General features: G+C 33.8%; 20 protein-coding genes. All 20 read left to right on the top strand.

Annotated features, from left to right (window positions below; genetic code table 11):
* The first annotated feature begins 6 nt into the window (after positions 1 to 6).
* Complete coding sequence (locus BLT46_RS02220; protein WP_090405534.1) at positions 7 to 1320, top strand: quinol:cytochrome C oxidoreductase; 1314 nt, start codon at positions 7 to 9, stop codon at positions 1318 to 1320.
* A gap of 17 nt (positions 1321 to 1337) precedes the next feature.
* Positions 1338 to 2501 carry a cytochrome c oxidase subunit II gene (locus BLT46_RS02215; protein ID WP_090405531.1) on the top strand — a complete coding sequence of 388 codons (1164 nt, stop codon included), beginning with the start codon at positions 1338 to 1340 and terminating at the stop codon, positions 2499 to 2501.
* A 27-nt stretch (positions 2502 to 2528) separates the two neighbouring features.
* Positions 2529 to 4328, top strand: a complete 1800-nt coding sequence (locus BLT46_RS02210) for a cytochrome c oxidase subunit I (protein WP_090405527.1) — start codon at positions 2529 to 2531, stop codon at positions 4326 to 4328.
* Positions 4329 to 4421: 93 nt separating this feature from the next.
* Complete coding sequence (gene ruvB, locus BLT46_RS02205; protein ID WP_090405524.1) at positions 4422 to 5450, top strand: Holliday junction branch migration DNA helicase RuvB; 1029 nt, start codon at positions 4422 to 4424, stop codon at positions 5448 to 5450.
* A gap of 9 nt (positions 5451 to 5459) precedes the next feature.
* Complete coding sequence (gene queG / locus BLT46_RS02200; protein ID WP_090405521.1) at positions 5460 to 6386, top strand: tRNA epoxyqueuosine(34) reductase QueG; 927 nt, start codon at positions 5460 to 5462, stop codon at positions 6384 to 6386.
* 63 nt (positions 6387 to 6449) lie between these two features.
* A complete protein-coding gene (locus BLT46_RS02195; RefSeq protein ID WP_090405518.1) occupies positions 6450 to 8729 on the top strand; it encodes an NADP-dependent malic enzyme in 2280 nt (759 codons plus the stop codon).
* 91 nt (positions 8730 to 8820) lie between these two features.
* A complete protein-coding gene (ruvA, locus tag BLT46_RS02190; RefSeq protein WP_090405512.1) occupies positions 8821 to 9402 on the top strand; it encodes a Holliday junction branch migration protein RuvA in 582 nt (193 codons plus the stop codon).
* 3 nt (positions 9403 to 9405) lie between these two features.
* Positions 9406 to 16827: a T9SS outer membrane translocon Sov/SprA gene (sov, locus tag BLT46_RS02185; protein ID WP_090405509.1), complete on the top strand. Its 7422-nt coding sequence runs from the start codon at positions 9406 to 9408 to the stop codon at positions 16825 to 16827.
* Positions 16828 to 16884: 57 nt separating this feature from the next.
* Positions 16885 to 17265, top strand: a complete 381-nt coding sequence (gene gcvH / locus BLT46_RS02180; RefSeq protein ID WP_090405506.1) for a glycine cleavage system protein GcvH — start codon at positions 16885 to 16887, stop codon at positions 17263 to 17265.
* 88 nt (positions 17266 to 17353) lie between these two features.
* On the top strand, positions 17354 to 17635 hold the full coding sequence (locus BLT46_RS02175; RefSeq protein WP_245722923.1) for a VanZ family protein: 282 nt from the start codon (positions 17354 to 17356) through the stop codon (positions 17633 to 17635).
* Positions 17636 to 17687: 52 nt separating this feature from the next.
* A complete protein-coding gene (gene deoC, locus BLT46_RS02170; RefSeq protein WP_090405500.1) occupies positions 17688 to 18434 on the top strand; it encodes a deoxyribose-phosphate aldolase in 747 nt (248 codons plus the stop codon).
* Positions 18435 to 18526: 92 nt separating this feature from the next.
* A complete protein-coding gene (cyoE, locus tag BLT46_RS02165; RefSeq protein ID WP_090405499.1) occupies positions 18527 to 19441 on the top strand; it encodes a heme o synthase in 915 nt (304 codons plus the stop codon).
* A gap of 8 nt (positions 19442 to 19449) precedes the next feature.
* Positions 19450 to 20031, top strand: coding sequence for a cytochrome c oxidase subunit 3 (locus BLT46_RS02160; RefSeq protein ID WP_090405496.1), 582 nt, complete (start codon positions 19450 to 19452; stop codon positions 20029 to 20031).
* Between the two features lie 44 nt (positions 20032 to 20075).
* A complete protein-coding gene (locus tag BLT46_RS02155) occupies positions 20076 to 21056 on the top strand; it encodes a cytochrome c oxidase subunit 3 (protein WP_090405493.1) in 981 nt (326 codons plus the stop codon).
* Between the two features lie 18 nt (positions 21057 to 21074).
* Entirely contained in the window at positions 21075 to 21431 is a 357-nt protein-coding gene (locus BLT46_RS02150) for a cytochrome C oxidase subunit IV family protein (RefSeq protein WP_090405490.1), read from the top strand.
* A 77-nt stretch (positions 21432 to 21508) separates the two neighbouring features.
* Positions 21509 to 22165, top strand: a complete 657-nt coding sequence (locus tag BLT46_RS02145) for a hypothetical protein (RefSeq protein ID WP_245722922.1) — start codon at positions 21509 to 21511, stop codon at positions 22163 to 22165.
* Position 22166: 1 nt separating this feature from the next.
* Positions 22167 to 22790: an SCO family protein gene (locus BLT46_RS02140; RefSeq protein WP_090405487.1), complete on the top strand. Its 624-nt coding sequence runs from the start codon at positions 22167 to 22169 to the stop codon at positions 22788 to 22790.
* A 1-nt stretch (position 22791) separates the two neighbouring features.
* A complete protein-coding gene (locus BLT46_RS02135; RefSeq protein WP_090405484.1) occupies positions 22792 to 23337 on the top strand; it encodes a DUF420 domain-containing protein in 546 nt (181 codons plus the stop codon).
* An 18-nt stretch (positions 23338 to 23355) separates the two neighbouring features.
* Positions 23356 to 23583, top strand: coding sequence for a hypothetical protein (locus BLT46_RS02130; RefSeq protein ID WP_090405481.1), 228 nt, complete (start codon positions 23356 to 23358; stop codon positions 23581 to 23583).
* 95 nt (positions 23584 to 23678) lie between these two features.
* Positions 23679 to 25115: a TolC family protein gene (locus BLT46_RS02125; RefSeq protein ID WP_090405478.1), complete on the top strand. Its 1437-nt coding sequence runs from the start codon at positions 23679 to 23681 to the stop codon at positions 25113 to 25115.
* Positions 25116 to 25118: the final 3 nt, after the last annotated feature.

Below are 25118 nucleotides of genomic sequence, written 5' to 3'. Positions count from 1 at the left end.
TTAGATATGTACACATTTTCAAAAAACTTGAAGACTTTTGCAATGGTTCTTATGGTCTTAGGACTTGTAGGGATTGCATATGGATTCTTCAGTGCACCAAAGACTACTGCTGAAGTAGAGCAGATCTTAACTGAGCAAGCGCATCATGATGGTGGTGCGAGTCACGTTTCTGGACACGATTCTTCGGTTTCAGATGCAGATCACGAAGCTCATCAACAGCATTTAGAGCACGTTTTGACTCAAATGCAAAACAAACCTTGGACAGCTTTGTACGTAGCATGTATTTTTGTTATGTTGGTGTCTGTAGGTATTTTAGCGTTCCACGCTATTAATTACGCTGCAAGTGCAGGATGGTCTCCTGTTCTTTTCAGAGTAATGGAAGGTTTATCAGCTTATGTATTACCTGGTTCTATAATCTTCTTCGTTATTTTGTTATTATCTGTATTTAATTTCAACCATTTATTTATTTGGGCAGATCCTAACGTTGTAGCGCACGATACAGTTATCCAAGGTAAAACAGGATATTTAAACGTTCCTTTCTTTATTATTAGAGCTGTTGTTTACTTAGCAGGATGGAATATTTATAGAATTTATGCTCGTAAACAATCATTAGCTTTAGACGCAACTGGAGACTTAGTATTCCACAAAAAGATGTTTAAAGCATCTGCTGGATTCTTAGCTTTCTTCATCGTAACTGAGTCTATGGCATCTTGGGATTGGATTATGTCAATCGATACACACTGGTATAGTACATTATTCGGATGGTATGTATTCGCAAGTTTCTTTGTAACTGCTATTACAACTATCGCATTTGTAACTTTATACTTAAAAAACAAAGGATATTTAGAATTTGTTAATACTTCTCACATTCACGATTTAGCTAAATTTATGTTTGGATTAAGTATTTTCTGGACTTATCTTTGGTTCTCTCAATTTATGTTACAATGGTACTCTAATATTCCTGAGGAAGTAACTTACTTCATCTTTAGAATTCAAGAGTATAACTTACCATTCTTCGGAATGTTGTTATTGAACTTTGTATTGCCATTAGTGTTATTAATCAATACAGATTTCAAACGTTTAACTTGGATTGTAGTTATGGCTGGTGTATGTATCATCATAGGTCACTATATTGACTTCTTTATGATGATTTCTCCAGGTACAGTAGGAGGATCTTGGTTTATCGGTGTTCCTGAAATTGCTGCATTAATGTTCTTCATTGGATTATTTATCTATGTTGGATTTACAGCTCTTGCAAAAGCACCGTTGTTAGCTAAGAACAATCCTTTGATTGAAGAGAGTAAACATTTTCACTATTAATATCTAAAAATAAACAAATGACAAGTTTATTAATATTAGCTGTAGTTGTGTTATTGGGTATTGCTATTTGGCAATTGACTAAGATCTTTGATTTAACTCAAGTTGGTTCTGGTCCTAATGACACAAATGCGGAAATCGCAAATGAGAAAGATAATAACATCAACGGTTATTTAACTTTCGCTTTCTTAGGATTTATCTACATTTTTACTATTTTTTGTTTAGTAGAGTATGGTAGCTTTCCTTTGATGAGTAACCCTGCTTCAGAGCACGGTACACAAGTTGACAACTTGATGTGGATTTCAATGGGATTAATCTTCATCGTTCAAATTTTTACACAATTTTTATTACACTACTTTGCATTCCAAGGTCGTGGAGTGAAAGGTAGAAAAGCTAAGTATTTTTCAGATAATGATAAATTAGAGGCTATTTGGACAATTATCCCTGTTATTACATTATCAGGTTTAATCCTTTACGGATTATTTGCTTGGAATGACATTATGTTTGTTGATGAGGAAGAAGACGTTTTAATTGTTGAAGTTTATGCTAAACAATTCGGATGGGATGTTCGTTACTCAGGACAAGACAATACGTTAGGAAAAGCAAACGTTCGTTTTATCGAGGGAATCAATGTAGTTGGAGTTGATATGTCAGATCCAAATGCTAATGACGATAAAATGGCAAAAGAATTACACTTACCATTAGGAAAGAAAGTTGTATTGAAATTCCGTTCACAAGACGTTCTTCACTCTGCTTACTTCCCTCACTTTAGAGCACAGATGAACTGTGTTCCTGGGATGGTAACTCAGTTCGCATTTACTCCAACTGTGACAACAGAAGAGATGAGAACTCGTGAGGAAATTGTTAAGAAAGTAAATAATATTAACAATATTAGAGCTGATAGAAGTCAAGATTTAATCGCTAAAGGTGAAGAGGCTTTAGATCCATATTCATTTGATTACTTATTATTATGTAATAAAATTTGTGGCGCATCTCACTATAATATGCAAATGAAGGTAGTTGTTGAAACTCCTGAAGAATTTGAATCTTGGTTAAAAGAACTTCCTACATTAGGAAATCAAGTTGCTGAAGAGAAAAAATCTAAAGAGGCTCCAGCTGTACCAGCAGTAGAGGAAGCTGAAGTAGAAGTTGATTCTGAAGCTATCGCTCAAGTAGTAAAATAAAACTCACGTATTAAAATCAATTTAACTATGTCAGCAGAAGGACACGAAATTATTAATGATCACGATCTTCATGATCATCATGATAAAGGAAACTTCTTTACTAAATATGTATTTAGTTTAGACCATAAAATGATTGCCAAACAATACCTTATTACAGGTATTGTTATGGGAATCATAGGGATTGTGATGTCTCTTTTATTTAGAATGCAAATCGCTTGGCCAGAAGAATCTTTTACAGTATTCAAATGGTTATTAGGTGATAAAATGGCTCCTGATGGAGTAATGAAGAATGACGCGTACTTAGCATTAGTAACAATGCACGGTACGATTATGGTATTCTTCGTATTAACAGCAGGTTTAAGTGGTACGTTTTCGAACTTACTTATTCCATTGCAAATTGGAGCACGTGATATGGCTTCAGGATTCTTGAATATGCTTTCTTATTGGTTATTCTTTATTTCTGCAGTAATTATGATTTTATCATTATTCGTAGAAGGAGGACCAGCATCTTCTGGATGGACAGTTTATCCTCCATTAAGTGCTTTACCAAAAGCAATTCCTGGATCAGGTATGGGGATGACTTTATGGTTAATCTCAATGGCAATCTTTATCGCATCTTCTTTAATGGGATCTTTAAACTACGTTGCTACTGTAATTAACTTAAGAACAAAAGGAATGTCTATGACAAGATTACCATTGACAGTTTGGGCTTTATTTACTACAGCTATCATCGGTATCGTTTCTTTCCCTGTATTATTATCAGCTGCTTTATTATTATTATTTGATAGAAGCTTTGGAACATCATTCTTCTTATCTGATATTTATTTAGCAGGAGAAGTATTACATTACCAAGGAGGTTCTCCAGTATTGTATGAGCACTTATTCTGGTTCTTAGGTCACCCTGAGGTTTACATCGTAATCTTACCAGCAATGGGTATTACTTCAGAAGTTATTGCATGTAACGCTCGTAAACCAATTTTCGGTTATCGTGCGATGATTGCTTCAATTTTAGGTATTGCTTTCTTATCAACAATCGTTTGGGGTCACCACATGTTCGTATCGGGAATGAATCCATTCTTAGGATCTGTGTTTACTTTCACAACATTGTTAATTGCAATTCCATCAGCTGTAAAAGCGTTTAACTATATCACTACAATTTGGAGTGGTAATATCCAAATGAACCCATCTATGCTTTTCTGTATAGGTTTCGTTTCAACTTTCATTACTGGAGGTTTAACAGGGATCATTTTAGGAGACTCAACATTAGATATCAACGTTCACGATACTTATTTCGTTATTGCTCACTTCCACTTAGTAATGGGTATTTCTGCTCTTTACGGAATGTTTGCTGGTATCTACCACTGGTTCCCTAAATTATTTGGAAGAATGATGAACAAGAACTTAGGTTATATCCACTTCTGGGTAACTGCAGTTTGTGCTTACGGAGTTTTCTTCCCAATGCACTTCATCGGATTAGCTGGATTACCTCGTCGTTACTATTCAAACACTGCTTTCCCATTGTTTGATGAGTTCTACGATGTGAACGTGTTAATTACTGTGTTCGCTTTAGTAGGGGCTGCTTTCCAATTAGTGTTCTTATGGAACTTCTTCTATAGTATTTTCTATGGTAAGAAAGCTACTCAGAACCCTTGGAGAAGTAACTCTTTAGAATGGACTACACCAGTAGAACATATTCACGGTAACTGGCCAGGTGAATTACCAGTTGTTTACAGATGGCCTTATGACTACAGTAAACCAGGTTTACCTGAAGACTTTGCTCCTCAAAATATGCCTTTTATTGAAGGTGAAGAGCAATTACATCACTAAGAAATAGCTTGTCTATTATATATAAAAAAGGTCATCCATCTGGATGACCTTTTTTGTTTTTAAGAGATTGATATTTTAATTTATCTTTGCGATATGAATGAGAATTTGAACCCTACTAATAAACATTTTTCTCCAGAAGAGAATGATATAGAAAAAAAGTTAAGACCACTATCATTTGATGATTTTGCTGGTCAAGCTTCTGTTTTGGAAAATTTAAAGATTTTTGTTGAAGCAGCTAATCAACGTGGCGAAGCCTTGGATCATACTTTGTTTCACGGACCTCCCGGTTTAGGAAAAACAACTTTGGCTAATATTTTAGCTAATGAGTTAGATGTAGGTATTAAGATTACATCGGGTCCTGTATTGGATAAACCTGGTGATTTAGCTGGATTACTTACTAATCTTGAAGAAAGAGATGTATTGTTTATTGATGAAATCCATCGATTAAGTCCTATTGTAGAGGAGTATTTATATTCAGCAATGGAAGATTTTAAAATTGATATAATGATTGAATCAGGGCCTAATGCAAGGTCAGTGCAAATTCATTTAAATCCGTTTACATTAGTAGGAGCTACAACTCGTTCAGGTTTACTGACAGCACCAATGCGTGCTCGTTTTGGTATTCAAAGTAGGCTGCAATATTACAACAAAGAATTACTGGCTACAATTATAGAAAGAAGTGCCTCAATTCTTGGAGTACCAATTGATTTAGAAGCAGCTATTGAAATTGCCGGAAGAAGTAGAGGTACACCTCGTATTGCAAATGCATTATTGAGACGTGTACGTGATTTCGCGCAAATTAAAGGTAATGGTAGAATAGATATTGCTATATCGCAATATGCTTTGAATGCGTTAAATGTAGATTCATTCGGTTTAGATGAGATGGACAACAAAATTCTTTTGACTATTATTGATAAGTTTAAAGGAGGACCGGTTGGCTTGTCAACTTTAGCAACTGCTGTATCTGAAAATGGAGAAACAATTGAGGAAGTATATGAACCATATTTAATTCAAGAAGGTTTTATTGTACGTACACCAAGAGGTAGGGAAGTTACTGATAAGGCTTTTGAGCATTTAGGAAGAAAGCGAGTTACTCGTCAAGGAGGACTTTTTGACGAATAGTTATAAACTATGATAGAAAATAAGAGCAAACACGCTGCATTGATTAAAGCTGAAGCTCTCCGTTTAGGTTTTATGTCTTGTGGAATTTCCAAAGCTGATTTTTTGGAAGTAGAAGCTCCTCGTTTAGAGCGTTGGTTAAATAAACAAATGCATGGTCAAATGAGTTATATGGAAAATCATTTTGACAAGCGTTTGGACCCCCGTTTACTTGTAGAGGGGGCAAAAAGTGTTGTTTCACTTACTTTAAACTATTATCCAGAAGAAACGCAGATAGAAGATTCTTATAAGATTTCTAAATATGCTTATGGAGAAGATTACCATTATGTAATAAAAGACAAGTTAAAAGAGCTACTTTATTTTATTCAAAGTGAAATAGGAGATGTAGATGGACGTGTTTTTGTTGATTCTGCTCCTGTTTTAGACAAAGCTTGGGCGGCAAAAAGTGGTTTAGGTTGGGTAGGAAAAAACAACAACTTGATTAATCGTAAGAATGGATCTTTCTTTTTTATAGCAGAGTTAATAATCGATTTAGATTTAGAAACTGATGGGCCAACAACAGATCATTGTGGGACTTGTACTAAATGCATTGATGCTTGTCCGACAGGTGCAATAGAGAGTCCGTATATTGTAAATGGTAGTAAGTGTATTTCATATTTAACCATAGAATTACGCGATGATATTCCAACAGAATTTGCTAACAAATTGGATGATTGGATGTTTGGTTGTGATGTTTGTCAAGACATTTGTCCTTGGAATCGTTTTGCAAAGCCACATAATGAGCCTCGTTTTATTCCCAATAATGAGTTAATGCGCTTAGAAAAAAGGGAATGGCGTGAATTGACAAAAGAGACATTCAGTGAAATATTTAAGAAATCTGCAATAAAGAGGACTAAATATGATGGATTATTGCGAAATATGAAATTTTTAGCCGACTGAATTACTTAATTTTGATTATTAGGCAAAAATGCTACCTTTGTTTATCATGTTAAATGAAAATTTATGAACAAAGATAGTTTACGCAAAGAAGCATTAAAGTACCATGCGGAACCTGTACCTGGTAAGATTCAGGTAGTTCCGACTAAAAAGTACTCTTCTCAGAGAGATTTAGCATTAGCATATTCACCTGGAGTTGCTGAGCCATGTTTAGAAATTGCCAAAGATGTAAATAATGTTTACAAATATACTGCTAAAGGAAATTTAGTAGCAGTTATCTCAAACGGGACTGCAGTATTAGGACTTGGTGATATTGGGCCTGAAGCTTCAAAACCAGTAATGGAGGGGAAAGGTTTATTATTTAAAATTTTTGCAGATATAGATGTTTTCGATATTGAAGTTGATACAACTGATGTTGAAAAGTTTATTGAAACAGTTAAAAATATTGCTCCAACTTTTGGAGGAATTAATTTAGAAGATATTAAAGCGCCTGAGTCTTTCGAGATTGAAAGACGTTTAAAGGAGGAATTAAATATTCCTGTGATGCACGATGACCAACACGGTACAGCTATTATTTCAGCTGCAGCATTAATCAATGCGGCAGAGTTAGCAGGTAAGAAGCTTGAAGATGTAAAAATGGTTGTATCGGGTGCTGGATCTGCAGCAATCGCTTGTGCTAAACTTTATGTAGCATTTGGTGTTAAGCAAGAGAACATCAAAATGTTTAATAGTAAAGGTGTATTAAAGAAAAATGATGAGCGTATTTCTGATTTGCAACGCGAGTTTGCAATCGATGGTGATATATCATTAACAGATGCTTTAAAAGGAGCAGATGTATTTATTGGATTATCTACAGCTGATGTTTTAAAACCAGAGATGCTTTTAGGAATGAGTGAGAATCCAATTGTATTTGCAATGGCTAATCCGAAACCTGAAATAGATTATAATCTTGCAGTGGCAACACGTAAAGACGTTATTATGGCAACGGGTAGATCTGATTATCCTAACCAAGTTAATAACGTTTTAGGGTTCCCTTATATTTTCCGTGGTGCTTTAGATGTTAGAGCAACGAAAATTAACGAAGAAATGAAAATGGCAGCTGTAGTAGCATTAGCTAAATTAGCTAAAGAGCCAGTTCCAGAACAAGTTAATATAGCATACGGTGAAACAAAGTTTACTTTCGGTCGAGAGTATATTATTCCAAAACCATTTGATCCACGTTTAATTTCTGTAGTTCCACCAGCAGTAGCAAAAGCAGCTATCGAAACAGGTGTAGCAGATGCAGTTATTACTGATTGGGACAAGTATAAATCAGAGTTAGAAGTTCGTATGGGTAGCGATAATAAGCTTGTGAGAATGCTTATTAACCGTGCAAAAGTAGAGCCAAAACGCGTAGTTTATGCTGAAGCAGATCATTTAGATGTTTTAAAAGCAGCTCAAATTGCTTATGAAGAAGGAATTGCAATTCCAATCCTTTTAGGAGATAAAGAGACAATTCTTGATTTAAAGAAAAGTATTGAGTTTACTGCTGATTTAGAAATTATTGATCCAAAATCAGAAGAACAAAAAGAAAGACGTGAAGCATTTGCTAAAGCTTATTGGTCAACAAGACAACGCAAAGGGATTACATTGTATGACGCAACTAAGTTGATGATTGAGCGTAATTACTTTGCAGCAATGTTAGTTAACCAAGGAGAAGCAGACGCTTTATTAACAGGTTTCTCACGAAATTACCCTACGGTTGTAAAACCAATTTTAGAGTTGATACCAAAAGCAGCAGGAGTTACTAAAGTAGCTACTACAAACTTGATGATGACAAAAAGAGGACCGATGTTCTTAGCTGATACAGCTATTAATCCAGACCCTTCAGCAGAAGATTTAGCTAAAATTGCTGTAATGACAGAGAAGACAGTTCGTATGTTTGGTATGGAACCTGTAATTGCAATGTTATCACACGCTAACTTTGGATCAGCAGCAAATGCATCACCAGCAAAAATGAAAGAAGCAGTACGCATCTTACACGAACAGCATCCTGATATGGTAGTTGATGGAGAAATTCAAATGGACTTTGCATTGAACAAAGAAATGTTGAAAGCGAAATTCCCATTCTCAAAATTAGTTGATAAAACAGTAAACACACTTGTGTTCCCTAATTTAGATTCAGCAAACATTACTTATAAAATGTTGAAAGAACTAAATAAATCAACTTCAATTGGACCAATTATTTTGGGGTTAGACAAAGCAGCTCACGTATTCCAATTAGGAGCAAGTGTTGATGAAATGGTGAATATGACTGCTGTAGCAGTAGTAGATGCACAAGTTCGCGACAATAGAAAAAAGAAATAAGAAACGGTCTTTACGATTAGTTTAACACTCGTGTGGAATGTTACTGAATAGTTAATAATTATTTGCTATTTTTGAAGTAAAATTAGACGAGATGATTGCACATATTCAAGGAAGATTAGTTGAAAAGACACCCACAGAAGTGGTGATAGATTGCGGGGGAGTTGGATATCTTATCCATATTTCCCTGCATACTTTTTCACAAATAGGTTCCTCTGAAAACTTAAAATTATATACTTTTCTACAAATTAAAGAAGATGGACACACTCTTTTTGGTTTTAGCGATAAAATTGAAAGAGAGTTATTTAAGCTTTTAATATCTGTTTCAGGTATTGGAGGTAATACAGCTCGAAATATGCTATCTTCAGTTTCCCCAAAGGAATTATTACAAGCTATTGCATCTGCAGATGTTAAGACAATTCAATCTGTAAAAGGAATTGGTGCCAAAACAGCGCAACGTGTAATTTTAGATCTTCAAGAAAAAGTTCTAAAATTATATAATATTGATGAAGTTTTACCGGTTATTAACAATACAAATAAGGATGAAGCGTTATCTGCTTTAGAAGTACTTGGCTTTATACGTAAGTCAGCAGAAAAAGTGGTGGATAAAATTATTAAGCAAACACCAGATGCTTCAGTAGAGTCTATCATTAAGCAAGCTTTAAAAAACTTATAAATCTTGAAGGGGATAATTCCTAATATTAAACTATACCTATTTTGGGTATTCTTACTACTTTGTGGTTTGCAGAGTAGCTATGGACAAGAATTACCTGAACAGGTTGTAGATTCACTACAAACAAAATACGATGTTGGTAAAATAGTAATTCCTGATCCTCAGATGATCAAGGAAGGATATACCTATGATCCTTATACAGATATGTATTATTTTACGAAAACATTTGATGGGTTTAATGTGAATTATCCGTTGATATTAACGCGTAAAGAATTTGAAGAGATGATTATGCGAGCTGAAATGCGTAAGTATTTTCAGCAACGCTTTAATGCGATGCACGGTCGTTTAGATGATGATGATCCTGCCTTACGCGATATGTTGCCACGTTATTATGTGAACTCTAAGTTGTTTGCAGGAATTTTTGGATCAAATACTATTGATGTTAAACCTTCTGGTTCGGTAGAATTTGATATGGGAGTTCGTTTTAGTAAACAAGACAATCCAATATTGTCACCACGTAACCGTAAGAATATGACTTTTGACTTTGATCAAAGGATAAGTATGGGGTTACAAGGAATGGTAGGTACTCGTTTAGCAGTTAATATAAATTACGATACACAAGCTACATTTGACTTTCAAAATATGATGAAACTGGCATTTGAGCCAGATGAAGATGATATTGTTAGGTCAGTAGAAGTTGGAAATGTTAGTATGCCAATTAGCGGATCATTAATACGTGGTGCGCAAAGTTTATTTGGAGTTAAAACACAACTTCAATTTGGAAGAACAACAATTACTGGGGTATTCTCAGAACAAAAATCAGAGACAACCTCTATGCGTGCAGAAGGAGGTGGAACACTGGAAGATTTCGAACTATACGCATTAGATTATGATGAGGACAAACACTTTTTCCTATCACAATACTTCCGAAATAATTACGATGAAGCATTACAAAATTATCCTTACGTTAGAAGTAGGGTAAGAATTACACGTGTAGAAGTTTGGATTACAAATCGCTATAATAGTGTAAATCAAAATAATAATAATTCTCGAAATATTGTAGCCTTACAAGATTTAGGGGAAGGACGTAATAAAATAGGCAAAGATGATAAGGATGTAATTGGTATAGCTAATCCTGAAAATGGGTTCTTTGTTAATTTACAAAATAACGCTTTTCCGAATAACGCAAATAACCAGTTTGATCCAGGTAAAATAGGAAGTAACTATTTAACACCTGCAATTCGTACAAATACTTCAGGAAGTTCAGCATTTACTATTCCAGTTCAAGAAGGAAAAGACTTTGTACGTTTAGAGAGTGCAAGAAAATTAAATCCAAGTGAGTTTACTTTTCACCCTCAATTGGGATATATTTCTTTGCAACAACGTTTGTCAAATGATGAAGTATTAGCCGTTGCTTACCAATATTCTATTGGAGATCAAGTATATCAAGTAGGGGAATTTGGTACAGACTCAGGAATGACTACAGCAACGGAAGGTAATTTAAAACCAGGGGACCCTAATTATTTTCCAGGAAATGAAGATGTTCCAAGATCACAAGCATTAATTCTAAAAATGCTTAAAAGTAATTTGACGTTAGTAGGACAGCCAGTGTGGAAGTTGATGATGAAAAATATTTATCAGATTCCAAATGCGATGTATTTGTCTCAAGATAAGTTCCGCTTCAATATTTTATATACAGACCCAAGTCCATTAAACTACATTAGTTCAGTAACAGATCAACCGTTACCAGAAGGAGTTGAGCGTACACCACTTTTGAAAGTCTTTCACTTAGATAGATTGAATAGCACCAATGACCCTCAAGCAGGAGGAGATGGTTTCTTTGACTTTGTACCCAATAAAGGAATGCAAGAAGTTTTTGATCCAAATAATCCAGGAGGTAATACCAATAATAGTAATTATGGAAGTGGAGGTTATGGAAATAACAATAACTACGGAAATAATAATAATTACGGCAATAATGGGTATGGGAATAATAACAACCAGTACAGTGGTAATGTCTTTGAGGGGATAACCATTGACCCTACTAATGGGCGATTGATATTTACAACAGTAGAGCCATTTGGAGAGCACTTATTTAAGCAGCTTGAAGATAATGTTGCCAATGCGGATTATGATAATTCTGATTCTTACAATAAAAACCAGAAAAAGTATGTTTTTAGAGAAATGTACCGCACAAGTAAAATAGATGCAGAAAGACGTCAAAGTGAGAAAAATAAATTCCAACTAAAAGGAAAGTACTCAAGTCAAATGGGAGAAGGAATCCCAATTGGAGCGATGAATGTTGCACCAGGATCTGTAGTTGTGCAAGCAGCAGGGCGTGTACTTGTTGAAGGGGTTGATTATACAGTTGATTACAGCAGAGGACGCGTAATGATTTTAGATCAAGGGTTATTAGCGTCAAATACACCTATTGATGTTTCTGTTGAAAACAATACAATGTTTGGACAGCAAACCAAACGTTTCTTTGGATTAAATGTTGAGCATAAATTTAATAAAGACTTTATTGTAGGAGGTACGTTTTTACGTTTATCAGAAAGGCCTTTTACACATAAGTCAAATTATGGTGAAGAAGCAGTAAACAATACTATTTGGGGTTTTAATGCGCAATATTCGACAGAAGTTCCCTTTTTAACAAGGTTAGTAAACAAGTTGCCTAATATTGATACGGATGTAGAATCTCGTGTATCTTTCAGAGGAGAGTTTGCTTATTTACAACCTGGGAATTCAAAGCTTGACCAAATGAATGGAGAAGCGACATCTTATATAGATGATTTCGAAGCTACGCAATCAACAATTGATATAAAAGCTCCAAGTGCTTGGAAGCTATCAAGTACTCCTATAGGTTTTCATAGATTTACTGATTTCACCAATGCAGATAAGTTTGCACCTACAGCATATTCCTTAGAAGATGGTTACAGACGATCAAAGCTGTCTTGGTATATGATTGACCCTGTGTTTTTCGTGGGTTCAAAACCAGATGGCGTAACTGAGTATGATTTGTCTTCAATTCGTACAAGAAGAATTTATAGTGAAGAGTTATTTCCAAATAAAGATATTGCCTACGGAGAAAGTAGAGTTATTAACACGTTAGATTTAACGTATTATCCAGAAGAAAGAGGGCCATATAACTTTTATAACGGATATACTAAAAATGCAAAATCTCCAACTCCTAAAAACAACTGGGGAGGGATTATGCGTGGCTTAAGTACTACAAACTTTGAACAAGCGAATATTGAATTTGTTGAATTTTGGGTAATGGATCCTTATGTTGGTAGATCTGGAGCAGTAGCAGCTACAAATACAGGACAATTGCGATTGAACTTAGGGTTTATCTCTGAAGATATTTTAAGAGATGGTTACAAACAGTATGAAAATGGGCTTCCTGACACGGGAGTAAATTTAGTGCATACCATAGAAACTATTTGGGGGAAAGTTCCAGCTGCACCTTCATTAATTTATGCTTTTGATACGAGCGCAGAAAATAGAAAACTTCAAGATGTAGGTTTAGATGGACTAAGTGATGAAGAAGAGAGAATAAAGTTTGCTGAGTTTGCAAGTTTTGCAGACCCAGCTGCAGATAATTTTGTACACTATTTAGACGCTTCAGGAGGCATTTTACAACGTTATAGAGATTATAATGGTTTAGAAGGAAATAGTCCGTCTTCAGGAGGAAGAGGAGGGAATAATCAACCAGATGCAGAAGATGTTGACGGAGATAATACGATGAATACAATAGATGCGTATTACGAATATACTGTTAATGTAAAACCAAACTTACAGCCAGGAGAAGGTTATGTTACAGATGTTAGGACTACGATTGTTCCTTTGCCTGATGGACAAGAAACAGAAGTAAGATGGTTACAATTTAAGATACCTATAGATTCTGATAAGAAAAAAGAAATAGGAGCAATAAGCGATATGCGTTCAATACGTTTTATGCGTATGTACTTAACCGATTTTGAGAAAGATGTAACCTTGCGTTTTGGAACATTAAATTTGGTGCGTTCAGATTGGAAAAAATTTGATAGAAGTTTAATTGAAGAAACTAATGTAAGCGGGGGTAAAAACACAAAAATTGATGTTGCATCAGTTAACTTGACAGATAACTACGATAAAAAGCCTATTCCTTATGTGTCCCCTCCTGGTGTGCGCAGAGAACAGGTGTATATGAATAATACATTAATAAATCAGAATGAACAATCGTTACTTTTAAAAGTTGAAAACTTAACACATAGAGACGCAAGAGGGGTGTATAAAAACTTTAATGTTGATATGCGTCAATATAAAAAACTGCGTATGTTTATACACGCTGAGTCTTTAAAAGAATCAGCTAAACTTGGCGACTATGATATGGCTGCTTTTATCCGTATTGGTACTGATTTGATGGAGAATTTCTATGAAATAGAAATACCGTTAAAAGTTACTAATGGAGGAGAAACAGATCCTGAGGCGATTTGGCCAAAAGAGAATGAGTTAGAAGTTGAAATCGATTTATTAGCAAAATTAAAGTTGCTGAAAATGGCAGAATCAGGGAAGCCTGGTTATGATGCATCAAAGATTTTTTATGTAGATGAGTCTGAATTACACGGATTAGTCGTAGATAAACCTAATAAGCTTAAGTTAGGAATTAAAGGTAATCCAAACTTTGGAAAAGTTAGGGTGATGATGCTTGGTGTTAGAAATGTGATGAATGGCGCAGTAGGTGTTGTAACAGGTAAAGAGTTTTCAGGAGAGTTTTGGTTTGACGAGTTGCGTATGTCTGATATGGATAACAAAGGAGGATGGGCAGCAACAGCAACTCTTGATGCTAATTTAGCTGACTTTGCAACTGTGTCAATGACAGGTATGAAATCTACAATTGGTTTTGGAGGATTAGAACAAGGACCACAACAAAGAAGTAGAGAAGATAGAAAGTCATATAGCGTTGTAACGAATGTTAATTTAGGACAATTACTACCTAAAACTTGGGGAGTAAACTTGCCATTTAACTACGCTATCAGTGAAGAGTTTATTACTCCTGAATATGACCCTAATAATCCAGATTTGAAATTGAGCTATATTAAATCAGGAGCTAAATCATCGGCAGAAGCAGAAGAAGCAGAGAAAAGAGCAATTGATTATACGAAGAGAAAAAGTATTAACTTTATAGGTATAAGCAAGGAAAAAAATCCAGAGAAAAAGAGACATATTTACGATGTTGAAAACCTAACATTATCTCATTCATACAATGAGGTGAAACATCACGATTTTGAGATAGAGTCAATGTTAGAACAACAAGCACGTACATCATTAGATTATACTTATTCATTTGAAACAAAAAGTGTAGAACCGTTTAAAAAGGTAAGTTTTTTAAGCGGTAATTATTGGCAATTAATTAGAGATTTTAATTTCAATTATATGCCAAGTAATATTTCATTTACGAGTAATGTAATGCGTCAGTATAATAGACAAGAATTTAGATTGCTTGATGTAGAAGGAATAGGTTTAGATCCATTGTACAGACGTAATTATTTCTTTAACTATAATTTTGGTTTCAATTTTGATTTGACAAAATCTTTACGTTTAACTTATATAGGAGGGAGTAATAATATTGTAAGAAATTACTATGATGTAACGACTGGTCAAATAGACAACGATAATGGGATTTGGGATGATTATTTTAATATTGGAGAGCCTAATCAGTTTTCTCAGCAGTTTACATTAAACTATGAAATACCGTTAAATAAGATTCCATTGCTATCTTTTATTAGGTCAAACTATGCTTATACAGGAAATTTTAATTGGCAACGTGCATCAGATGCTTACTCCAATATTCAACTCGATGACAGCGATGTGTTTTACAGTATAGGGAATACAATTCAAAACTCAAGAACACAAAGACTAAATACAACTTTAGGAATGGAAACATTATATCGTTATTTAGGTTTGGTAAAGAGCGGTCAACGTAAAAAAGCTACTCCTTCAAAAGCTAAAAAAGTAGCGATTGTTCCAGGTCAAAAAGTGGTGCAAACAAAGGAAAATGCAAAAAAGAATATCAATGATGAGCCAGGAGTAGGTACGGCAATAACTGATGCGTTAATTGGTGTGGTTACTTCTATAAAAAATATTCAGATAAATTACTCTGAAAATAGTGGAACTATGTTGCCTGGTTTTATGCCAAGCGTTGGATTTTTTGGAACATCAAAACCAAGCTTAGGGTATGTTTTTGGTAGTCAGGCTGATATTAGATATGAGGCTGCAAAGAATGGATATTTGACTGAATTCCCTGAGATGAATCAGCCTTACACAACAATTAGTAATAAATCATTAAACCTTACTGCATCAGTAAGCTTGTTGCCTGATTTAACAATTGATTTATTTGCAGAGCGTATGAAGTCTGACAATTACTCTGAACAGTTTGTAGTAGAAGATGGAATTTATCACGGACAAGCTCCTTATAGTTATGGGAATTTCAGTATTTCAACAATTATGATTGGAACTTCATTCTCTAAAAGTGATTTAATGCAGTCACCAACATTTGATCGTATGTTAGAGAATAGATTGATAGTTGCAAATCGTTTAGCAGCAGAAAGAGATCCAAATGCAACAGCAGTAGATCAAGATGGTTTTCCTATAGGATATGGAAAAGGAAGTCAAGCCGTTCTTTTACCTGCGTTTTTAGCAGCTTATACAGGAGGGAATGCAGAGAAGGTATCAACAAGTTTGTTTAGAGATATGCCTTTGCCAAACTGGAATATTAAGTATACTGGTTTTATGAAGATGAAATGGTTTAAAGATAATTTTAGACGTTTTTCTGTTCACCACGGTTATCGCGCTTCTTATACTTTAGGCTCATATAGCTTCAATCACGAGTATTACAAAGATTCCAATGCCTTAAATCAGTATGGTAACTATCCAACTAAAAATGTAGTAAATAGTGCAACGTTATATGAACAGTTTAATCCACTTGTTCGTTTTGATTTAGAAACAAAATCAGCCGTAAAAGTTTTGTTAGAAATGAGAAAAGATCGTATGTTGTCTTTAAGTTTTGACAACAATTTACTGACAGAAACAAGAGGTAACGATTTTGTACTTGGGTTAGGTTATCGCGTAAAAGATGTAGGGTTTAATTCTATGTATGCAAACAATGGCGCTGGAGGAAGAATATCAAGTGATATTAATATCAAGGCAGACTTAACATTGACTAAGCGAGAAACAATTGTTCGCTATTTAGACTATAATAATAGTCAAATGGGAGGAGGACAAAATATGTGGTCATTAAGAGTAGCGGCAGATTATATGTTGAGTAAAAACTTAACAGCAATCTTTTTCTACGATCACTCATTCTCAAAAGCAGTAATCTCAACTATGTATCCTATAACAAATATCAGGGCAGGATTTACAATGAGATATAATTTCGGAAATTAATGAGGATTGGTTCCTAATTATGTAATAATATTATACATTTGCTAAAAACTAAATAAAATGAATTTACCAGCTAATTTAAAGTACACAAAAGATCACGAGTGGGTAGCAATCGAAGGAGATGTAGCTACAATCGGAATTACTGATTTCGCTCAAAAAGAGTTAGGAGACATCGTTTATGTTGAAGTTGAGACATTAGATCAAACTTTAGACAGAGATGAAGTATTCGGAACTGTAGAAGCAGTAAAAACAGTTTCAGACTTGTTTTTACCATTGACAGGAGAGATTATCGAGTTCAATGAAGAATTAGAAACTGAGCCAGAGTTAGTAAATACTGACGCATACGGAGCAGGATGGATGATTAAGGTAAAAATTTCAGATATGAGTGAAGTTGATTCATTATTATCTGATGCACAATATAAAGAATTGATTGGAGCGTAAGATATTTTTTTGGATAGGAATTATCTGGACAGTTTTAATATTTATGGGCTGTTTATTAGACGGTAATACCGTATCCAAAGTGCCAAGTATGGAAATACCTAATAAGGATAAAATAGCACATTTTACCTTTTACTTTGTATTTTCCATAGTATGGTTTAATTATATTGTGAAAAGTAAGCCAAATTACTCGAAAATTAAGTTGACAATTTATATCTTTACTATAGCAAGTACAACAGGAGGAGTTGTAGAAATATTACAGTATTTCTTTTCTCCAACAAGAAGTGCTGAATGGGGAGATGTATTTGCAAATTGTTTAGGAAGTTTATTTGGGTTGTTACTTTGTTTAACTCTTATCACTAAGAAGAAATAGAATTTCAAAATGGCCCCAATTAGGGGCCATTTTTTTTAAATATAAATAGATTATGCAAGATTTAAGAGAGTTTATGGATTCTACTTATTTAAAAACTGCGACACAAGCTGGTTTAAGTGAAGTAGAAAATAGTAAAGTAGTGGCTGAATTGATTCAAGAAGCTATTGATGAGAAATTTAAATTAGCGATGATTAGACCAGACCACGTTAAGTTAGGTCGTAAAATGGTTGATGAAGCTAATTCAAAAGTAGCAATAGGTACTGTAATCGATTTTCCAGAAGGTAATCGTGGACTTGAGGCTAAATTAGCTGAAGCAAATCAAGCAGTGAAAGATGGTGTAGATGAATTAGACTATGTAGTTGATTATACAGCTTTCAAAAAAGGAGAAGTAGAAAAAGTTAAAAATGAAGTAGCTGAATGTACTGCATTAGGACTTAACGCTGGTAAACTTGTAAAATGGATTATTGAAACAGCCGCTTTAACAGATGTAGAGATTGTACAGTTAACAGCATTAATCAAGAATGTAGTTATGTCAAAATTTTCAGAGAAAGACTATGACAAAGTATTCGTAAAGTCATCTACAGGATTTTATAAAACAGAGGGAGGTAAACCAAATGGAGCAACTGTTCCAGCGATAGTTTTAATGCTTGAAAACGCAGGACCACTACCAGTAAAAGCATCTGGAGGAATTCGCGATAGAGAAGCGGCAATAGAAATGATTAAATTAGGTGTTAAAAGACTTGGTACATCATCGGCTAAAACTATTGTAGAGGGATCAGGAACTGTAGATAGTTACTAAAACCTTAAAAAAATATTATAATCAAAGCTGTTCTCTTTGTTTTTAGGATTTGTTTTAAAAATTGGACTATATTTGCAAATCATTAAAAGTAAATGAAAACAGCTTTGAATTTATCTTCTGAAAAAAATATTTCTAATTCGTTATTGAAGGAGTTTAAAGAAATGACAAAAATGGGGTTAGCCTTTAGTGTTGTCTTTTCTACAATAGCGGGTTATCTAATTGCAGTTCCTGATTTAAGCAGCATTAATTTTATTACCCTTATTGCACTTGCGGTAGGTGGTTATTGTATGGTTGGTGCTTCCAATGTTTACAATCAAATAATTGAGAAGGAACTTGATGCAAAAATGAAGCGTACAATGAATCGTCCGATAGCTTCAGGACGTGTAAAGCCTTCATCAGCATTTGTGTTAGCTACAGTTTTGACTATTTTAGGAATTGGTATTCTATATGCAATCAATCCTAAAACAGCGATGTTTGGGGCTATTTCAATCTTTTTATATACAAGTATTTATACACCATTAAAGACTGTAACACCACTTTCTGTGTTTGTTGGAGCTTTTCCTGGTGCAATACCTTTTATGTTAGGTTGGGTTGCAGCGACGGATAACTTTGGAATAGAAGCAGGAACACTATTTATGATTCAGTTCTTTTGGCAATTTCCTCACTTTTGGGCAATCGGATGGTTTTTATATGACGATTATAAAAAAGGAGGTTTTTCAATGTTACCAACAGGAAAGAGAGACACAAAGACATCTGTACAGATTATCTTGTACACAATATGGCTAATGATTGCCTCAGTTTTCCCAGCATTTGGAATGACAGGACGTTTATATCTTACTCCAGTATCAGCAGTATTAGTTTTTATTGCAGGTTTATGGATGTTGTCAGCAGGAGTAAAATTGTACAAAAAGCGTACAGATAAAGCTGCACGTTCATTAATGTTAGTAAGTGTTACATATATTTCGTTGATTCAAATAATATATGTTTTAGATAAATTTTTAAGATAATTAAAAACATGGATATTACAGCACAAGAGCAGTATGAAAAAAAGGGGAAAGCATTAAAAGTAATGATGCTTTTTGGAATTGGAAGTATAGCAATGGTATTCGCAGGATTGACAAGTGCGTACGTTGTTAGTAAGTCTCGTCCAGATTGGTTAACAGATTTTGTGTTGCCATCAGCCTTTTTATATAGTACAATAGCAATTTTCTTAAGTAGTATCACTTTTCACCTTGGATATAAGGCAATAAAGAGAGACGATAGAAATAAAACTACTACTTATCTAATTTCTACTTTGATATTAGGATTGTTATTCGTTTTTTTGCAGTTCAAAGGTTTTGGTGAAGTTATTTCCGCAGGATATTTCTTTACTGGAAGTGAAAGTACAATTACAACTTCGTTTTTATACGTAATTGTAATTGTACACATAGCCCATCTATCAGGAGGACTATTAGCATTATTGTATGTAATTTATAATCATTTTAAACAAAAGTATAATTCTCAGCAAAACATTGGAATTGAGTTATGTGCATGGTTTTGGCATTTCTTGGATTTGTTGTGGATTTATTTGTTTTTATTTTTTACATTCTATAAATAGAAAAATATAACTAAATTTGAGAACTTTATAACTAACAACTTTTTATGGGAGCGACAGTTACTACAGCAGCTACTAAAGAAACTACATGGGGCGGAGGAAATGAGCCTCTAAAGGTAAGCTATGGTAAAATGATGATGTGGTATTTCATATTATCAGATTCATTAACATTTTGTGGATTCCTGGTAGGATACGGGTTTACTCGTTACAAATTTCAAGATACTTGGCCTATTGCAGACGAAGTATTTAATCACTTTCCATTTTTACATGGTGTAGATGCACCAATGTATTATGTGGCATTGATGACTTTTATTTTGATTTTCTCTTCAGTTACTATGGTTTTAGCCGTAGATGCTGGACATCAAATGAAAAAGAATAAAGTGGCTACTTACATGTTCTTGACAATTGTAGGAGGATTAGTATTCTTAGGATCACAAGCTTGGGAGTGGAAAAATTTTATTAATGGTTCTTATGGAGCTGTTGAAACAAGAGGAGGATCTATTTTACAATTCGTTGGAGAAGACGGAAAACAGATTGCTCTATCTGACTTTGCATTAGTAGATGCAAACAGAAATGAAGCTACATTGACAAGAGCGGACGCTACATGGTTCGTGAAAGGTCCTGAAGCAACAACTTATTCAATTGAAGAAGTTAAAGCGGGATTTGAAGCAAATCCAAATGTGAGAATTAGAACACAAAAAACGACAGATGAAAAACACAAAGAGATTCTTACAAGAGAAGAGTCTGTTAAGCGTTTGAATGATGCAGTTTTAGTGGTTGAAGGAGCAAGTTTAATTCGCAATGAGTACGGACACAAAACATTTGCTGATTTCTTCTTCTTTATTACAGGATTCCACGGATTCCACGTATTCACAGGTATTTTAATTAATGTGGTTATTTTCTTCAACGTTTTAATGGGTACTTACCAAAAGAGAGGTAGCTATGAAATGGTTGAGAAAGGTGGATTATACTGGCACTTTGTTGACTTAGTGTGGGTATTTGTATTTACATTCTTTTATTTGGTTTAACTTTAAAATTCGAAAAAAATGGCAGCAGAAGCAGCACATCATTCAAATACAAAGAGAATTTGGGTAGTTTTCGCAATTATGTCTGTGATTACTTTAGTTGAGGTAGTATTAGGTATTTTTAAACCTGAATCATTACACCACGTTCATATCTTTGGATTAAGTTTATTAAACTATATCTTCATTATTTTAACTATTGTTAAAGCTTACTACATTATGTGGGCATTCATGCACTTAGAGCAAGAAAAAGCAGCTTTTAGATGGTCAGTAGCGGGGATATTATCTTTCTTATGTGTTTACTTAATTACTTTAGTTTTGACAGAAGGAAACTATATTTTTGACGTATTCCATAATTCACAGTACAAGTGGATATTTTAATATCATATTATATATGAAAAAGGCGGTTTATTGACCGCCTTTTTTTATTTTTGTGAGTTACATAATAGCATTTTAAAATGAAAAAATACCTTATCTTAGTTCTGTTATTTGTTATGCCTATTTGCGCTTATTTATTTTTTGCAACAGGTGTAAATCAGTTTGTACGACTTCCCGTTATAACTGAAGGTGTAAATGAGTTACCAATAGGAAAAACCTCATTGAATAAACAACCAAAATTAGAAGGAAAGATAACAGTTCTTGGTTTTCCAGGAGGACATCTATTTAGAGATCGCGGAGACGCTTTTAATCTTAATCAAAAAATTTATAAAAGATATTTAGACTTTGAAGACTTTCAATTAGTAATGGTATTGCCATTAGGAAGTGAAGCTGAAGCGGAAAAAGTAGTTAATGAGTTAAGCCCAATTTCAGATATGTCAAATTGGAATTACTTATTTTTAAAACCAGAAGAAATCCAAGAGTTTTATAATTCGCTTGGATTAGTTGGTAAACTTGATGATGACTTAGCAAGCTCGAATGTTTATATCATAGATAAAGATAAAAATCTTAGAGGTAGAAAGGGACCTAATAAAATGGGTGATTTCGAGTATAAAGAAGGTTATTCTACTATTTCAGCTGCGGAGTTAAATAATGATATGATGGATGATGTGAAAGTTGTATTAGCAGAATACAGATTAGCATTGAAACAGTATAAACGCATAAACAAAGGTGAATAATATGAAAGATAAATCGTACATCTGGATATCATTTATTGTATTAATATTTGGTATATGGGCAGTGCCTAAAATTATTAAAAAGTTTGAAAAATCTGATTTACACGTTGTAGGTACAGCACCTAAGTTTGAATTAGTAGACCAAAATAATAAGACAATTAATAACGTGAGTTATGAAGGGAAAGTTTACTTAGTTGAGTTTTTCTTTGCTAATTGTCCTACTATCTGTCCTATTATGAATATGAATATGCTAAAACTTCAAGATACTTTTTATGGGAATATGAAATTTGGTATAGCATCAATCACTATTGACCCAACTCGTGATACAGTAGAAGCTTTGAAAGTTCACGCAGATGAATTAGGAGTTAAAAATCCTTATTGGCATATGATGACTGGAGATGCTACTTATATTTATGATTTAGCTAAAAAGTTTAATCTGTACACAGGAGTTAATCCAGATGCTCCAGGTGGATTTGAACATTCAGGTTTGTTTGCTCTTGTAGATAAAAATGGGCAAATACGTTGTAGAATTGATGAACACGGTAACCCAATCATTTATTACGATGGAACTACTGATGAAGGGGTAGAATGGTTAAAACAAGATATTAAATTATTGTTAGAAGAATAAAATGGAAAATAATACAAACGTAGAACAAAAGTTTAGTAAATGGATTTGGGTGTTGTCTGTGGCAATACCGGTAGTAGTGGCAATATTATTTGGTGTAAATCTGCAGAAGTTAGGGTACGATGTTAAGCCATTAACCTTTTTGCCTCCAATTTATGCAACTATTAATGGTATAACAGCTGTATTACTTGTGTTAGCAGTTCGTGCTATTAAAAAAGGTAATATGAAGTTACACGAGCTATTGATTAAAATCTGTATGGGATGTTCTTTAGCTTTCTTAGCAATGTATGTAGCTTATCATATGACTTCGATTGAAACAAGTTATGGTGGAGAAGGAGTAATTCGTTATGTTTATTTCTTTATTTTGATAACGCACATAATGCTGTCTATCATTATCATTCCTTTTGTACTATTTACTTTTGTAAGAGGTATTTCAGGTTCATATCAAAGACATAAAAAATTAGCACGTATTACATACCCTATGTGGTTATACGTTGCAGTTACAGGAGTAATTGTTTATTTAATGATTTCTCCATACTATATACATTAATTTCTAAAGCGATAAGCAATGAAAAAAATTGGTTGGATTCTTTTTATTTGCTTTTTGTCTATACAAAATATGCAAGCACAATGTGCAATGTGTAGAGCATCTCTTGAAACAGAAGAGGGTGGAGTAAAGGCTGAAGCAGTAAATGATGGAATCGTCTACTTGATGTTGTTTCCTTATCTTTTGGTAGGATTAGCTTTATTTTTCAGTTATAAAGTCTATAAAAGCAAAAAAGTTATAAAACAGTAATATAAAACCGCTATAAGTAGCGGTTTTTTTTATTACTTTATACAACAGTAACATAATGTTTGTTTTTTTGTCAATTCTGAAAAATAATTAGATTTATGATTAACCAATATAGAGTAATTGCAATTAGTTTTTTTATTTATTTATTGCCTCAATATATTTTAGCACAAGATAATTATTGGTCCTTAGAAAAGTGTATTGAATATGCTATCGATAATAATATTCGGATTAAACAGTCAAAACTTGATGAAGAAAGTGCTCTAATTAATAAGGCTATCGCTTTTGGTAATTTCTTGCCTGGAATTACTATGAATGGTAATCATTCGTGGACTATTGCAGATCAACCTAATCAGGTTACAAAAGTTGTAGAAAGTCAAACAATACAAAGTAGTAGTTTTGGTGTTGGTGTAAATGTGGATATATACAATGGACTTCAGAATCAAAATTTGTTAGTCAAATCGCGTTTAGCACATTTAGCCTCACAATATAAGCTTCAAAAAATGAAGGAGGATATCGCTTTAAATGTGATTAATTCTTACTTGCAGATTATTTTTAATAAGGAGTTAGTACGTACAAATAAAGTACAACTTGAATATGACGAAAGTCAGTCTAATAGAACAGAAGAGCTTGTAGAAGCAGGTGTCGTTCCTGCAGGTGATTTATTAGAGGCTAATGCAACAGTAGCTGTGGCTACACAAAGGTTAATTGTTTCTCAGAATGAATTAGTAATGGCTCGGTTAAATTTAGCTCAGTTATTACAGATAAATGATTACGAAGCTTTCGATGTTATTGATTCAGATTATGAAGTAGGAGAAAGTGCTGTATTGATTTATACACCTGAAGAAATAAAGTCAAGAGCATTTGAGGTTTTAACAATTGTAAAGAATGCAGAAGCTGAAGTAGATATTGCTGAACGAAATGTAAAAATTAGCAGAGGAGCTTATTTACCTCGATTAAGTGCTTTTTACAATTTAGGGACAAATATTAATTATCAAGATAGATTAGTAGGTATAGAAAGTACTGGAACAAGTAGTACAATAGGATATGTAGAAGGAACAAACCAACGTGTTTTACAACAAAACACAATGGGGGTGTTTGGAGGACCTAATTCCTTTTTTAGTCAGTTTGATAAAAATAAAACCTCAAGTTTTGGACTAAGCCTTGCCGTTCCTGTTTTTCAGGGGTTCTCAGTTAGAAATAATGTAAAGTTGAGCAAGTTGAGATTGAAACAGATTGAGAATGAAAGAGAGGTTGTGATATTGAATTTAGAGCAATTGGTATTTAAGGCTTATACAGATACTCAAAGTGCATTGAAAACCTATGAAGCAAGTGTTGTAAGTTTAAAAGCAAGAACGCAATCTTTAGAGTATGCAAAAGAGAGATATGCTGTGGGGTTAATCAATGTTTTTGAACTCAATCAAAATCAAAACTTATTAGTTACAGCTCAATCGAATTTATTAAAATCCAAGTATGATTATATTTTTAAGACGAAGATATTAGAGTATTACTTTGGAATACCATTATTTAAAAATTAAGAT

Origin of the sequence: Myroides phaeus (assembly GCF_900099675.1) — a bacterium.
Classification (GTDB): domain Bacteria; phylum Bacteroidota; class Bacteroidia; order Flavobacteriales; family Flavobacteriaceae; genus Flavobacterium; species Flavobacterium phaeum.
Note: the sequence above shows the minus strand (reverse complement) of the source record. Positions and strands in the feature narration are given on the sequence as shown.

What these genes read in the sequence shown, in the direction of transcription:
- ruvA (WP_090405512.1), top strand. Translation starts at nt 8,821, where the DNA reads ATGATTGCACATATTCAAGGAAGATTAGTTGAAAAGACACCCACAGAA.
- ruvB (WP_090405524.1), top strand. Translation starts at nt 4,422, where the DNA reads ATGAATGAGAATTTGAACCCTACTAATAAACATTTTTCTCCAGAAGAG.
- gcvH (WP_090405506.1), top strand. Translation starts at nt 16,885, where the DNA reads ATGAATTTACCAGCTAATTTAAAGTACACAAAAGATCACGAGTGGGTA.
- BLT46_RS02140 (WP_090405487.1), top strand. Translation starts at nt 22,167, where the DNA reads ATGAAAGATAAATCGTACATCTGGATATCATTTATTGTATTAATATTT.
- BLT46_RS02135 (WP_090405484.1), top strand. Translation starts at nt 22,792, where the DNA reads ATGGAAAATAATACAAACGTAGAACAAAAGTTTAGTAAATGGATTTGG.
- BLT46_RS02145 (WP_245722922.1), top strand. Translation starts at nt 21,509, where the DNA reads ATGAAAAAATACCTTATCTTAGTTCTGTTATTTGTTATGCCTATTTGC.
- BLT46_RS02175 (WP_245722923.1), top strand. Translation starts at nt 17,354, where the DNA reads ATGGAAATACCTAATAAGGATAAAATAGCACATTTTACCTTTTACTTT.
- BLT46_RS02215 (WP_090405531.1), top strand. Translation starts at nt 1,338, where the DNA reads ATGACAAGTTTATTAATATTAGCTGTAGTTGTGTTATTGGGTATTGCT.
- BLT46_RS02150 (WP_090405490.1), top strand. Translation starts at nt 21,075, where the DNA reads ATGGCAGCAGAAGCAGCACATCATTCAAATACAAAGAGAATTTGGGTA.
- queG (WP_090405521.1), top strand. Translation starts at nt 5,460, where the DNA reads ATGATAGAAAATAAGAGCAAACACGCTGCATTGATTAAAGCTGAAGCT.
- cyoE (WP_090405499.1), top strand. Translation starts at nt 18,527, where the DNA reads ATGAAAACAGCTTTGAATTTATCTTCTGAAAAAAATATTTCTAATTCG.
- BLT46_RS02125 (WP_090405478.1), top strand. Translation starts at nt 23,679, where the DNA reads ATGATTAACCAATATAGAGTAATTGCAATTAGTTTTTTTATTTATTTA.
- deoC (WP_090405500.1), top strand. Translation starts at nt 17,688, where the DNA reads ATGCAAGATTTAAGAGAGTTTATGGATTCTACTTATTTAAAAACTGCG.
- BLT46_RS02160 (WP_090405496.1), top strand. Translation starts at nt 19,450, where the DNA reads ATGGATATTACAGCACAAGAGCAGTATGAAAAAAAGGGGAAAGCATTA.
- BLT46_RS02220 (WP_090405534.1), top strand. Translation starts at nt 7, where the DNA reads ATGTACACATTTTCAAAAAACTTGAAGACTTTTGCAATGGTTCTTATG.
- BLT46_RS02210 (WP_090405527.1), top strand. Translation starts at nt 2,529, where the DNA reads ATGTCAGCAGAAGGACACGAAATTATTAATGATCACGATCTTCATGAT.
- BLT46_RS02130 (WP_090405481.1), top strand. Translation starts at nt 23,356, where the DNA reads ATGAAAAAAATTGGTTGGATTCTTTTTATTTGCTTTTTGTCTATACAA.
- BLT46_RS02155 (WP_090405493.1), top strand. Translation starts at nt 20,076, where the DNA reads ATGGGAGCGACAGTTACTACAGCAGCTACTAAAGAAACTACATGGGGC.
- BLT46_RS02195 (WP_090405518.1), top strand. Translation starts at nt 6,450, where the DNA reads ATGAACAAAGATAGTTTACGCAAAGAAGCATTAAAGTACCATGCGGAA.